The sequence below is a fragment of the Stenotrophomonas sp. GD03654 genome, from assembly GCF_029845105.1.
GTDB lineage: Bacteria > Pseudomonadota > Gammaproteobacteria > Xanthomonadales > Xanthomonadaceae > Stenotrophomonas > Stenotrophomonas africana.
The window spans coordinates 89,513-102,710 of the sequence record NZ_JAOCLC010000008.1; the positions used below are offsets into that span (position 1 = coordinate 89,513).

Annotated in this window: 12 protein-coding genes; 7 read left to right on the plus strand and 5 right to left on the minus strand. The window is 67.7% G+C overall.

Annotated elements, in window-relative coordinates; translation table 11 throughout:
* Window positions 1-24: 24 nt before the first annotated feature.
* From pheA to N5J73_RS05445, 3 genes are all read right to left on the minus strand, one after another.
* Complete coding sequence (gene pheA, locus N5J73_RS05435) at window positions 25-1,230, minus strand: prephenate dehydratase (RefSeq protein ID WP_192840572.1); 1,206 nt, start codon at window positions 1,228-1,230, stop codon at window positions 25-27.
* A 45-nt stretch (window positions 1,231-1,275) separates the two neighbouring features.
* On the minus strand, window positions 1,276-2,361 hold the full coding sequence (gene serC, locus N5J73_RS05440) for a 3-phosphoserine/phosphohydroxythreonine transaminase (RefSeq protein WP_049448554.1): 1,086 nt from the start codon (window positions 2,359-2,361) through the stop codon (window positions 1,276-1,278).
* Window positions 2,362-2,578: 217 nt separating this feature from the next.
* A complete protein-coding gene (locus tag N5J73_RS05445; protein WP_049448556.1) occupies window positions 2,579-3,385 on the minus strand; it encodes an FHA domain-containing protein in 807 nt (268 codons plus the stop codon).
* A 125-nt stretch (window positions 3,386-3,510) separates the two neighbouring features.
* Here N5J73_RS05445 and N5J73_RS05450 point away from each other — a divergent pair, with 125 nt between their 5' ends.
* The 3 genes from N5J73_RS05450 (at window position 3,511) to N5J73_RS05460 (ending at window position 5,613) form a co-directional block, all read left to right on the plus strand.
* A complete protein-coding gene (locus N5J73_RS05450) occupies window positions 3,511-3,786 on the plus strand; it encodes a polyhydroxyalkanoic acid system family protein (RefSeq protein ID WP_005417302.1) in 276 nt (91 codons plus the stop codon).
* A gap of 80 nt (window positions 3,787-3,866) precedes the next feature.
* The gene (locus tag N5J73_RS05455) at window positions 3,867-4,358 is read left to right on the plus strand and encodes a phasin family protein (protein WP_049448558.1); all 492 of its coding nucleotides are present in this window, start codon (window positions 3,867-3,869) and stop codon (window positions 4,356-4,358) included.
* 238 nt (window positions 4,359-4,596) lie between these two features.
* The gene (locus N5J73_RS05460) at window positions 4,597-5,613 is read left to right on the plus strand and encodes a restriction endonuclease (protein WP_049448559.1); all 1,017 of its coding nucleotides are present in this window, start codon (window positions 4,597-4,599) and stop codon (window positions 5,611-5,613) included.
* A 157-nt stretch (window positions 5,614-5,770) separates the two neighbouring features.
* On the opposite strand, the gene hutC is transcribed toward N5J73_RS05460, so the two are convergent.
* Both hutC and N5J73_RS05470 read right to left on the minus strand, forming a co-directional pair.
* Complete coding sequence (hutC, locus tag N5J73_RS05465; RefSeq protein WP_049448561.1) at window positions 5,771-6,499, minus strand: histidine utilization repressor; 729 nt, start codon at window positions 6,497-6,499, stop codon at window positions 5,771-5,773.
* Window positions 6,500-6,527: 28 nt separating this feature from the next.
* A complete protein-coding gene (locus tag N5J73_RS05470) occupies window positions 6,528-7,898 on the minus strand; it encodes a formimidoylglutamate deiminase (protein WP_279940707.1) in 1,371 nt (456 codons plus the stop codon).
* Window positions 7,899-7,965: 67 nt separating this feature from the next.
* On the opposite strand from N5J73_RS05470, the gene hutI reads away from it, so the two are divergent.
* The 4 genes from hutI to hutU all read left to right on the plus strand — a co-directional run.
* Window positions 7,966-9,189, plus strand: coding sequence for an imidazolonepropionase (gene hutI, locus N5J73_RS05475; RefSeq protein ID WP_049448581.1), 1,224 nt, complete (start codon window positions 7,966-7,968; stop codon window positions 9,187-9,189).
* A complete protein-coding gene (gene hutH, locus N5J73_RS05480; protein ID WP_049448565.1) occupies window positions 9,186-10,727 on the plus strand; it encodes a histidine ammonia-lyase in 1,542 nt (513 codons plus the stop codon). The genes hutI and hutH overlap by 4 nt, the downstream gene beginning before the upstream one ends.
* Window positions 10,724-11,578, plus strand: coding sequence for an N-formylglutamate deformylase (gene hutG, locus N5J73_RS05485; RefSeq protein WP_049448567.1), 855 nt, complete (start codon window positions 10,724-10,726; stop codon window positions 11,576-11,578). The genes hutH and hutG overlap by 4 nt, the downstream gene beginning before the upstream one ends.
* Window positions 11,575-13,198, plus strand: a 1,624-nt coding sequence (gene hutU / locus N5J73_RS05490) for a urocanate hydratase (RefSeq protein WP_279940708.1), incomplete at its 3' end; no start/stop codon positions are given. The genes hutG and hutU, both read left to right, overlap by 4 nt.

Below are 13,198 nucleotides of genomic sequence, written 5' to 3' on the forward strand. Positions count from 1 at the left end.
CGACCGAGGCCGCCACAGCAACTCTCAGGGCACGGCCACCGGATAGGAACCCAGCACCTTGATCTGCGCCGAGTGCGCTTCCAGTTCGGCCAGCGCGGCCTGCATCGGCGCGTCGTCGATGTGGCCGGCCAGGTCGATGAAGAAGCCGTACTCCCACTTGCCGTGGTGCGACGGGCGCGACTCGATGCGGTTCATGCTGATGCCGTGGCGGGCGAACGGGCTGAGCACGTCGAACAGCGCACCGGGCTTGTCATGGATGAACACCAGCACCGACGTGCGATCGTGGCCGGAGGTCGGGAAGATGTTGCGGCCCACCACCAGGAAGCGGGTGGTGTTGTCGGCATCGTTCTGGATCGGCTTGGTGACCACCTTCTTCAGGCCGTACACATGGCCGGCGCTCTCACCGCCGATGGCCGCCGCATCATCGGCGTTGCGCGCACGGCGCGCACCTTCGGCATTGCTCGAGACCGGAATCTTCTCGGCCTTCGGCAGGTTGGCGCGCAGCCACGCCGAGGTCTGCATGAACGACTGCGGATGCGCGTAGATGCGCTCGATGTCCTCGATGCGGCCGCTGCGCGACATCAGGTACTGCTGTACGCGCAGTTCCACTTCGCCACAGATCTTCAGGTTGGAGGTCAGGAACATGTCCAGGGTGATCTGGATGGTGCCCTGCCCCGAATTTTCCACCGGCACCACGCCGAAATCGGCATTGCCTGCTTCCACTTCCTGGAACACTTCTTCGATGCTGGCCATCGGCAGGCCCAGCGCCGAGCGGCCGAAGTGCTTGAGCACGGCCTGCTGGCTGAAGGTGCCTTCCGGACCGAGGTAACCGATCTTCAGCGGCTCCTGCTGGGCCAGGCAGGCCGACATGATCTCGCGGTAGACGTGCACCAGCAGCTCATCGCTGAGCGGGCCTTCGTTGCGGTCCACCACCATGCGCAGCACCTGCGCTTCGCGCTCGGGGCGGTAGTAGTCGACGGCGGCGGCGAGCTTGCCCTTGGCCTTGCCGACCTGGTGGGCGAAGCGAGCGCGCTCGGCGATCAGGCTCTGGATGTCGCGGTCGATCTGGTCGATCTTCGAGCGCACATCGGCCAGTGCCAGCGGCGCCTGGGTCGGTGCCGGGTTCGAGGCGGCCTTGGTCTTGCCCTTCGCCTTGGTGGACGCGCTGTCCTTGGCCGGTTCGGCCTTCTTCGGCGCCGTCTTGCTGGATTTGCTGCTTGCCATCGGAATTCCTTGTTGCGGGGCCCGCACCCGACGGTGCGCGCCGTTCATTGCTCAGCCGTGACGCTGCTGGAAATCGGCCATGAAGGCGACCAGCGCCTCGGCCCCGGCCAGCGGCATGGCGTTGTACAGCGAGGCGCGGATGCCCCCGACCACCTTGTGCCCCTTCAGCGCCAGCAGGCCAGCGGCCTTGGCTTCGGCGACGAAGCGGGCATCGAGCTCGGCATCGGGCAGGAAGAACGGGATGTTCATCCGCGAACGGGCCGCATGTGCGACCTCGTTGCGGTAGAAGCCGCCAGAGCCGTCGATGGCGCCGTAAACCAACGCGGCCTTTGCGGCGTTGCGCTTGGCGAACTCGGCCACGCCGCCTTCGGCCAGCATCCACTTGAACACCAGGCCAGCCAGGTACCAGTTCCAGGTCGGCGGGGTGTTGAGCATCGAATCGCGGGCGACGTGCGAGCGGTAATCGAAGATGTCCGCACGCGGCTGGCCACTGCGCTCGAGCAGGTCGCGGCGGATGATCATCACCGCGATGCCGACCGGGCCGAGGTTCTTCTGCGCGCCAGCATAGATCACGCCATAACGGCGCACGTCCAGCGGCTCGCTGGCGATGGACGAGCTGAAATCAGCGATCAGCGGAACGTTGCCGGTGTCGGGCACATCACGGAACTCGACGCCGTGGATGGTCTCGTTGGCGGTGATGTGCACGTAGGCGGCATCGGGTGACAGCCGCCAGTCGGCACGTGCCGGCAGCTCGCGGTAGCCGTTGGCCTCGCTGCTGGCGGCGATGTTGACGTCGACGTAGACACCGGCCTGCTTGACCGCCGTCTTGCCCCAGTGGCCACTGACCACGTAATCGGCGCGCTGGCCGGGGGCGGCGAAGTTGAGCGGGATCAAGGCCTGCTGGGTGGTGGCACCACCGGACAGGAACAGCACCGCATAGTCTTCGGGGATATCGAGCAGGCGACGCAGGTCGGCCTCGGCCTCGGCGGCCACGGACATGAATTCCGCGCCGCGATGGCTCATTTCCACGATCGAGGCACCGGTACCGTGCCAGTCCAGCATTTCCGCCTGCGCCTGGCGCAGGACCGATTCCGGCAAGGTCGCAGGGCCGGCACTGAAGTTGAACGCGCGCGTCATGTCACACCTGTGGGGCAAGATCCCTAGTATGCCGCAGTGCACCAGCCTTGCGGCCTTGTGGCGCAAGGGAAATTTGGTTTCATTGGAATCCATTGGCCGGGCGCACAGCACCGGTAGCCGCCAACCTTGGTTGGCACACGCCGTCAGGCGTCATGGCCACCGAAGGAGCGTGCCGACCAAGGCCGGCATCTACCAAAGCAGCCCCAGCGGAAGCAGATCAGCGCGCGCCGAACCAGAGCAGCAGGCTGAGCAGCGCGGCCAGCAGCAGCGCACTGACCAGCAGCCACGGCCAGCGCCGGACCCTGCGCGGCACGGCCGGCAGCACCGGCGCCTGCTCGGCGTCCTGGCTGGACTCGTCTTCATCCGGCAGCGGGCGTCGGCGTGGGTCATGCGGTACTTCCAGCACGAACCGGTGTTGGCCATCGAACACCACCTGGTCGCCCGCCTGCAGCCAGCAGTGGCGCACGGCCACGCCGTTGACCCGGGTGCCGTCGGCACTGCCCAGATCGCGCAGCAGCACGCGCTCGCCATGCACTTCCACACGGGCGTGCTGTTCGGCGAAGGCCGGCTCATTGATCTCGATGTCGGCGTCGCCGCCGCGACCGACCAAGCGGGTTCGCGACAGGGTGAAGCTGCGGCCATGGTGCAGGCCGCCGACGCCGCGCAGCAGGCGCTGCTGCTCATCGGAGCCGTCGTCGTTCTTCGGCGCAGGCGCCTGCAGCAGGCTCTCTACCTCGCCCTGCAGGACCATCTCCACACCATCCACGTACACCGCATCGCCCGCACGCAGCAGCGCCATGCGCCGCACCGGGCGGCCGTTCACGTGGATGCCGCGGATGCCGTTGCCGACCTGCAACCAGAGGCCGCGATCGTCCATGCAGAACTGCGCCAGCAGCAGGGCGCCGTTGCCGGCATCGCCGAGCCGCACACTGCCGTTGGCCTGGCGCACGATGCGTTGCACCCCGGGCCTCAGCGGCTGGTCGGGCTGTTGTTGTTGACTGAAGTGAACAAGCAGGTTCTGCACGCGGCGCAGCCTAGCAGGTTGGCCGCCAACGAAGAAGAACCCACGATGAGTGCTTGGCGCGGAGGCCCTCGATGCGCACAATGCTCGCCCTCATTGATCATCCCCGCCCTGCGCCAGGAGCCTGCATGTCCACCATCGATGTCCGCCACGCCCACGCCCTGCCCGACGCACAGGCGCGCGCCGCGATCGAACAGGTTGCCGCCAAGTTGTCCGAGCGCTTCGGCCTGAAGTCGTCCTGGACCGCCGACGTACTGAATTTCTCCGGCAGCGGCGTGGACGGTGCGATCGAACTGCAGCCGGGCGCCGTGCGCGTGACCGCCAAGCTCGGCTTCCTGCTGTCGGCAATGAAGGGCATGGTCGAAGGCGAGATCCAGCGCGTGCTGAAGGAAAAGCTGGGCTGAACCCCGGCGGCGGCCGTCACGGCCGTGCAACGCCAACGCGCGCTACTCTCGGGACAGGCCCAACTCCCACGGGAAGTGCGATGAACCACTACGAAAACGACGACCGCCGCAACGACGACGCCTCGTTCGGTGACCAGGCCGAGCGCTTCTCGCGCAAGCTGAGTGACTCGGCGCAGCAGGTCTGGCTGGCCGGCCTGGGCGCTCTTGGCCGTGCACAGGCTGAAGGCAGCCGCTTCTTTGATGGTCTGGTGAAGGAAGGCGAAGCCTGGGAGGCCCGCCGCCGTGAACGCCACGGCGAACAGGGTCCGGGCTGGCGCGACAACGTCGAGACCTCGCTGGACGAGGCCCGCGAAAGGGCCTCCGGCACCTGGACCAAGGTTGAGAAGGCCTTTGATGACCAGGTGCAGGGCGTGCTCAAGCGCCTGCACGTACCCACTGCCGACGAGGTGACTGCGCTGGAGGCCCGCATCGACGCCCTGCACGCTCGGCTGGCCAAGCTGGAAAACCGTGCGGCCTCGGGCGCCGATGCCCCCGCACCTGGCAGCCACCAGTCACCCGGCGGCGTGCCCTGACCGGGCGCATGTTGCAATGCAATAAAATTTGATTGACAATCGCGAGCAACCCGCCAATCGCTTCGGCTGCCGTTTGTTCCCTCCCCTCACGGCTTCAGGATTGGCGGGTTTTTCGTGTCCGCCGTATACCGATCTGCGCGCTCCATCACGCTTCCTGTCAGGAACATCCTGACCCAGCCGGGCACCGCGACCTTTACACTGTCGCTCTCCGCTTTCGCCCCTTCCGCCCTACTCCTGCATGCTCCCCTGGATCCTGGCCCTGCTGTCGGCCCTGCTTACCTGTTCCCTGGCCGTTGTCTATCTGTGGTGGATCAAGCGGCGGCAGAAGGAGATGCAACTCGGCCTGCAGGCCTTGGCCGGCATGCACTGGCGCGAATTCTCGGTACTGGTCAAGCGCATGCTGCGCGAGCAGCGCGGCCTGCGAGAGCTGAATGACCCGGGCGAGGAATCCCGTGAGCCGAGCAGCGATTTCCTGCTCAGTGACGGCCCCAACAGCTGGCTGGTGTCGTGCAAGCACGGCCTTGCGTACCGCATCGGCACCGCCGCAGTGAACGAACTGGGTGCGGCCGCGCGCCTGGCCGGCGCCAAAGGCGGCGTGCTGCTGACCGAAGGCCGGATGGAACGCGACGGCCGCAGCGCCGCCGAGAAGCAGGCGGTCGAGGTGCTGGACGGCCCGCGCCTGTGGCCGTTGCTGCAGCCCTATCTTCCGGCGGAAATCGAAACCCGTGTGCGCGCCAGCGCCCGCCATGAAGCCCTGCGCCGGATCGCCATTGCCGCTCTGGGTTCGGCCACGCTGGGCCTGCTGGTCGGCTTGGGCCTGCAAGGGCTGCATGTGCAGAACGCCCCGCCCGTTGCCAAGGTGGCGGTCGCCTCCGCGCCGGTCGCGCCTGCGGTTGAGGTGGCGTCCGAACCGGCGCCGGCGCCGGCGCCCGCCAGCATGCCAACGGCCGCCGCGCCTGCACCGGCCACACCCTCCACCGACGCACGCAGCAACGCCAACCCGGATGCCGCCACCCTGGAGCGCTTCCAGTCCGATCTGTCCCGCGCCTTGGCCGGCAAGCCTGGGATCGCCAGCGGCGTCTGGCTGACCCGGCAGACGCTGGCCATCAACCGCACCGGCGAGCTGGACGCGGTGTGGCCGCAGGTCTGCGAGGAAGTGCTGCACTACCCCGCCCTGCGCAACGTGCGCATCCAGCTCAACGCCCGCCCCGGCGTGGATGAGCCGGTGCGCTGGCGGCAGTGCGCTACGTATTGATTGGGCTGTCCGTAGATCAACGCCATGCGTGGATGCCCTTGTGGAGTCGAGCCACGCTCGACTCAATCGCATCGCGCGAACAGCAGCCGAGCATTGGCTCGGCTCTACATGGCGCCTGTTCAGCCCAATGCTGCGAGATGCGCGAGCGGGGTCGACCCTAGCGCGCCCCAGGCGCGAAGCGCGCGACCAGGTCCCAGGCGTCGCCGAGGAACACCTGGCGCACACGGGTGATCGGCTGTTCGCCGCGCCAGGTAAGGCGCTCGATCACCAGACAGGCGGTGCCGGGCTTCACGTCCAGCAGCTTGGCGGTGGCGGTGTCCGCGCCCCAGGCGCTGATGCGGTGCTGGGCGCGGGTCCACGACACGTTCTGCAACAGCCAGCTACCCGGCGCGGTGGTGTTGAAATCGACGTCCAGCACCTCGGGCACACCCACCGGGCTGATCAGGCGATGTTCCAGTGCCAGCGGGCGGCCGTCGGCCAGATGCAGGCAGCGCATCGCCAGCAGGTTTTCCTGGCCGGCCAGCTCGACTTCACCGGCATTGCGGGCATTGGCCAGGCGCAGGTCGCGCTGCAGCAGACGATACGCGTACTGATGGCCGCGCGAGCCGACTTCCATCGCGATATCGGGAATCTCCAGCGCCACCTGCTCCAGGTGCGGGGGCTGCCGCGCCACGAACGAGCCAGCGCGACGGCGGCGCTCGATCATGCCGCTCTCGGCCAGCGCGGTCAGCACCTTGTTCACCGTCATCCGTGAGCAGCCGTACTGCTCCATCAGCTCGTGTTCGTACGGAATACGAAAGCCCGGCGCCCATTCTCCGCTGAGGATGCGGCTTTCCAGATCGCTGCGGATACGCTGGTTGAGCGTGGCGGACTTGCTGGCCTTCACGTAATGGGGTCTCTGTGGCGGGAGGCGATCAGCCCAGCACGCCCTTCAGCGCAGCGGCGAAGGCGGTGGTGATCGCCTCGCGTTGCAGGTGGCGGCCCTCGGCCACGCATTGGCGGCCATGGCGCCAGACCGATCGCAGCGCGCCATTACGTGCGGCGAACACCCAGCTGTCAAGCCATGCGTCATCCTGCCGCGCCTGCAACGCGGGGTGCTCAGCATCCAGCTCGACCAGGTCGGCACTGGCCCCCACCTGCAGGCCGGCGGCCACGCCCAGGGCCTGTGCGCCCCCGTGCAGTGCGCCTTCAAACAGGAAGCGACCGGTGCTGCGGGTGGCATCCGGCGCCAGCACGTTGCGACCGCGCAGGGTCAGGCGCTGACCGTATTCAAGCAGGCGCAGTTCTTCGGCCGCGTCGATCAGCACATTGGAATCGGAGCCCACACCGAAGCGCCCGCCCTCGCGCGCGAACGCCTGCATCGGGAACAGACCGTCACCCAGGTTGGCTTCGGTGATCGGGCACAGGCCGGCCACCGCCCGGCTGGCCACAATGGCCGCGCGCTCGTCATCGGTGATGTGGGTGGCATGCACCAGGCACCAACGCGCATCGACCGGTGCATGGTCGTACAGCCACTGCACCGGACGCTGGCCGCTCCAGGCCAGGCAGGCCTCGACTTCGCGCACCTGCTCGGCGATATGGATGTGTACCGGACCGCCGGTGAGCGGCAGCAATGCACTCAATTCCTCGCCGGTGACTGCACGCAGGCTGTGCGGGGCAATGCCGAGTACCGCGTCGGGCAGCGCGCCCAGTGCCGGCTTGGCGGCGTCCAGCAACTGCGCAAATCCCTCTACGTCATGGATCAGGCGTCGCTGCGCCGGATTCGGCGGCGCGCCGCCGAAATCGGCATGTGCATAGAACACTGGCAGCAGGGTCAGGCCGATACCGGTCTGGTCGGCCGCCGCCGCGATCATCGCACTCATTTCGGCGCGGTTGGCATAGGCATGGCCATCGGCGTCGTGGTGCAGGTAGTGGAATTCGCCGACGCGGGTGAAGCCGCCTTCCAGCATTTCCATGTAGGCCTGGGCGGCGATGGCCTGCACCGCGTCCGGGCGCAGATGGGCCAGGAAGCGGTACATCAGCTCACGCCAGCTCCAGAAACTGTCACCGTCGCCGCCGCCGATCTCGGTCAGGCCGGCCATGCCGCGCTGGAAAGCGTGGCTGTGCAGGTTGGGCAGGCCCGGCACCAGGATACCGACGCGGGTGTCGCCGTGCTGGCCGCCCTGCCCCGGGTGGATCGCCGTGATGCGGCCGTCCTGCACCTGCAGGCGGACATCGCGGGCCCAGCCGTCGGCCAGCAGGACGTGGGCGGCATGGAAACAGTGCGTGGAACGCGAATCCGACATGGCTGGACAACCCGAAATGGACGCCTATATTGTATAGACATATAAGCACAGCCGCGTTGTGGATGCCATGCACGTCGATACCCTATGGTCCAACGTTCACCTGATCACCCTCGATGGCGAAGGGCTGGGTGTCATCCGCGATGGCGTACTGGCCTGCGCTGACGGCCGCATCGTCCATGTCGGTCCAGCCGGCAGCGATGCCGAGCTGCAGCCAACCACCCGCATCGATGGCGAAGGCCGCTGGATTTCGCCCGGCCTGATCGACTGCCACACCCATCTGGTCTACGCCGGCAACCGCGCCAACGAGTTCGAGCAGCGCCTGCAGGGCGTCAGCTATGCCGACATCGCCCGTGCCGGCGGTGGCATCGTCTCCACCGTACGCGCCACCCGTGCTGCCACCCCGGAACAGCTGGCCCGCGAAAGCCGGCCGCGCCTGCTGGCGATGCGTGCCGAAGGCGTGACCACGATCGAGATCAAGTCCGGCTACGGCCTGACCCTGCCAGACGAACGCAAGCAGCTGCAGGTGGCGCGCGCGCTGGGCGAGGAATGCCGGGTCAACGTGGTGACCACCTTCCTCGGTGCGCACGCGGTGCCACCCGGCCGAGAGGCGCAGGAATACACCGACGAAGTGTGCGAGGTGATGATTCCGGCCATTGCCGCCGAAGGCCTGGCCGAGGCCGTGGACATCTTCTGCGAGAACATCGCGTTTTCGCCGGCACAGGCCCGTCAGGTCTTCGAAGCAGCGCGCGCGCACGGGCTGGCGATCAAGATCCATGCCGAACAGTTGAGCAACCAGCATGGTGCCGAACTGGCGGCCGGCTTCGGTGCGCTGTCGGCTGACCATATCGAACATCTGGACGACGCCGGCATTGCCGCGATGGCCGCCGCCGGCACCGTCGCCGTGCTGCTGCCCGGTGCCTTCTATTTCACCCGCGATACCTCCCTGCCGCCGATCGCCGCGCTGCGTGCGGCCGGCGTGCCACTGGCGCTGGCCACCGACAGCAACCCGGGCACCTCGCCACTGACCAGCCCGCTGCTGGCGATGAACATGGGCGCCACGCTGTTCCGCCTGACCGTGGACGAGTGCATCGCCGGCTTCACCCGTGAAGCGGCGCGCGCGCTGGGCCATGGCGAGCGCATCGGGCGACTGGCCGTGGGCCTGGACTGCGACCTCGCGATCTGGGACATCGACGCGCCCGCCGACCTGGTCTATCGCATGGGATTCAACCCGCTGCACGCGCGCGTGGTGCGCGGACAGCCCGACCTGCCTGCCTCCTGGAGCAACACATGAGCAACACCCTGGTTCTTCGCCCCGGCCATGTCACTCTTGCCCAGTGGCGGCAGGTCTATCGCGGTGCGCCACTTGCACTGGACCCGGGCGCGCTGCCGGTAGTGCGCGCCAGTGCTGCTGCAGTCGCCGCGATCGTCGCCAAGGGCGCGCCGGTGTATGGCATCAACACCGGCTTCGGCAAGCTGGCCAGCGTGCGCATCGAGCGCGAAGATCTGGCTACCCTGCAGCGGAACATCGTGCTCTCGCATGCCGCCGGCGTGGGCGAGCCGATGCCGGCCAGCGTGGTGCGCCTGATGATGGCGCTGAAGCTGGTCAGCCTGGCGCAGGGTGCGTCGGGCATCCGCGAGGAAACCCTGCTGCTGCTCGAAGCGATGCTGGTCAAGGGCGTGCTGCCGGTGGTGCCCGCGCAGGGCTCAGTGGGTGCCTCGGGTGACCTGGCCCCGCTTTCGCACCTGGCCAGCGTGATGCTGGGCGTGGGCGAAGCCTTCATCGGCGGCGAGCGCCTGCCCGCAACCGACGCACTGGCACGTGCCGGCCTGCAGCCGATCGAACTGGGCGCGAAGGAAGGCCTGGCGCTGCTCAACGGCACCCAGTTCTCCACCGCCTATGCACTGGCCGGCCTGTTCGAGATCGAGACCGTGTTCCAGGCCGCACTGGTGACCGGCGCGCTGTCGGTGGAAGCAGCCAAGGGCTCGGACACGCCGTTCGACCCGCGCATCCACGCGATCCGCGGCCAGCGCGGGCAGATCGCCACCGCCGCCACCCTGCGCACGCTGATGCAGGGTTCGGACATCCGCGAGTCGCATCGCGACAACGACGTGCGCGTGCAGGATCCGTACTGCCTGCGCTGCCAGCCGCAGGTGATGGGCGCGGCGCTGGACATCCTGCGCCAGGCCGCGACCACACTGGAAATCGAAGCCAACGGCGTGTCCGACAATCCGCTGGTGTTCACCGATACCGGCGAGGCGCTGTCCGGTGGCAACTTCCACGCCGAGCCGGTCGCATTCGCCGCCGACATGCTGGCCATGGCGGTGTGCGAGATCGGTTCGATCAGCGAGCGCCGCCTGGCGATGCTGGTCGACCCGGCCCTGTCCGGCCTGCCGGCGTTCCTGACCCCGCGTCCGGGCCTGAATTCCGGCTTCATGATTCCACAGGTGACCGCGGCTGCGCTGGTCTCGGAAAACAAGCAGCGTGCCTACCCGGCCAGTGTTGATTCGATCCCGACCTCGGCCAACCAGGAAGACCACGTGTCGATGGCCGCGCACGGCGCGCGGCGCCTGATGCAGATGGCCGAGAACGCCGCCAACGTGATCGGCATCGAACTGCTGGCCGCTGCGCAGGGCTGCGACTTCCATGCGCCGCTGCGCTCCAGCGCCGCGCTGGAAACCGTGCGCGCCACCCTGCGTGCGCAGGTGCCGACGCTGGAAGAAGACCGCTACTTCCACCCGGACATGGTGACCGCCACGAATCTTGTGCGCAGCGGTGCACTGGCGCAGGGCCTGGGAGAGCTGCTGCCGACCGTGGAACCGCAGGCATGAATGCCCATCCCGAATGGTTGACGGTGCACGAGGGCGACGCCCCGTTGATCGTCAGCTTCCCGCATACCGGCAGCGAACTGCCGCACGACCTGATCGGCGACTACCACTCGCCGTGGCTGGCCCGTCGCGATGCTGACTGGTGGGTGCACGAGCTGTACGACTTCGTGCGCGGCATGGGCGCCACCACGGTGCGCTCGGCGATCTCACGTTCGGTGATCGACCTCAACCGCGATCCCAGCGGCGTATCGCTGTATCCGGGCCAGAACACCACCGGCCTGTGCCCACTGACCACCTTCGACAACCAGCCGCTGTACCACGCCGGGCGCGAACCGGATGACGCGGAAATCGCACGTCGCCGCGACACGTATTTCCTGCCTTACCACGATGCGCTGGCTTCGCAGATCACGCGCCTGCGTGCACGCCACGGCACCGTGGTGGTGTACGACGCGCACTCGATCCGCTCGCATATTCCGCACTTGTTCGACGGCGAACTGCCGCAGTTCAACCTGGGCACCGCCGGTCCTTCGGGTGCGCCGGACACGTCCTGCGACAACGCCCTGAGCGATGTGGTTGAAAACCTGCTCAGGATCAGTGGCATGAGCCAGGTGCGCAATGGCCGCTTCAAGGGCGGCTGGATCACCCGCCACTACAGCAACATCGCCGGCGGCGTGCACAGCCTGCAGATGGAGCTGGCCTGCCGTGGCTACATGCACGAACCCCTGCCGGACCAGGTGGACGAACACAGCTGGCCCACCCCGCTCGACCCCGACCACGCCGCACCGCTGCGCCATACCCTCGCGCAGGTGCTCAACGCCTGCCTTGAATTCGCTACGAACCGGAGCGCCGCATGACCCGCAACGACCCGTCCCGCACCATCGCCGCGCCGACCGGCACCACGCTCAACGCCAAGAGCTGGCTGACTGAAGCGCCGTTGCGCATGCTGATGAACAACCTGCACCCGGACGTGGCCGAACGCCCGCAGGAACTGGTGGTGTACGGCGGCATCGGCCGCGCCGCACGCGACTGGGAAAGCTTCGATGCCATCGTCGAAACGCTCAAGCGCCTGGACGATGACCAGACCCTGCTGGTGCAGTCGGGCAAGCCGGTGGGCGTGTTCCGCACCCACGCCGATGCGCCGCGCGTGCTGATCGCCAATTCCAACCTGGTGCCGCGCTGGGCCAACTGGGACCACTTCAACGAGCTGGATAAGAAGGGCCTGGCCATGTACGGCCAGATGACCGCCGGCAGCTGGATCTACATTGGCGCGCAGGGCATCGTGCAGGGCACCTACGAGACCTTCGTGGAAATGGGCCGCCAGCACTTCGGTGGCAACCTGACCGGCAAGTGGCTGTTCACCGGCGGTCTGGGCGGCATGGGCGGCGCACAGCCGCTGGCTGCCGTGATGGCCGGCGCCTCCTGCCTGGCCGTCGAGTGCCGCAAGAGCAGCATCGACATGCGCCTGCGCACCGGTTACCTGGATACCTGGACCGACAATCTGGACGAAGCGCTGCGCCTGATCGACGAGTCGTGCAAGGCCGGTACACCGACGTCGGTGGGCCTGCTCGGCAACGTCGCCGATGTGCTGGCTGAGTTGCTGGCGCGCGGCATCAAGCCGGACCTGCTGACCGACCAGACTTCCGCGCACGACCCGGTGAACGGCTACCTGCCGCAGGGCTGGACCGTCGAGCAGTGGGATGAGAAGCGCGTTTCCGCCCCCAAGGAAGTGGAGAAGGCCGCGCGCGCGTCGATGGCCAACCACATCCGCGCCATGCTCGGCTTCCACGCACTGGGCGTGCCGACCGTGGACTACGGCAACAACCTGCGGCAGATGGCGCTGGAGGAAGGCGTGGCCAATGCCTTCGACTTCCCCGGTTTCGTGCCGGCCTACATCCGCCCGTTGTTCTGCCGCGGCATCGGCCCGTTCCGCTGGGCCGCGCTGAGCGGCGATCCGGAAGACATCGCCAAGACCGATGCCAAGGTGAAGGAACTGATTCCGGACAACCCGCACCTGCACCGCTGGCTGGACATGGCCGCCGAGAAGATCAAGTTCCAGGGCCTGCCGGCGCGCATCTGCTGGGTCGGCCTGGGTGACCGCGACCGCCTGGGCTTGGCCTTCAACGAGATGGTCGCCAACGGCGAACTGAAGGCGCCGGTGGTGATCGGTCGTGACCACCTGGACAGCGGCAGCGTCGCTTCGCCGAACCGCGAAACCGAAGCGATGGCCGACGGCTCCGATGCGGTGTCCGACTGGCCGCTGCTGAACGCCCTGCTCAACACCGCCAGCGGCGCGACCTGGGTGTCGCTGCACCATGGCGGTGGCGTGGGCATGGGCTTCTCGCAGCACGCCGGCATGGTGATCGTCTGCGACGGCACCGAGGCGGCAGCCAAGCGGATTGGGCGTGTGCTGTGGAACGACCCGGCCACCGGCGTGATGCGCCATGCCGATGCGGGGTATGAGATCGCGGTGGAGT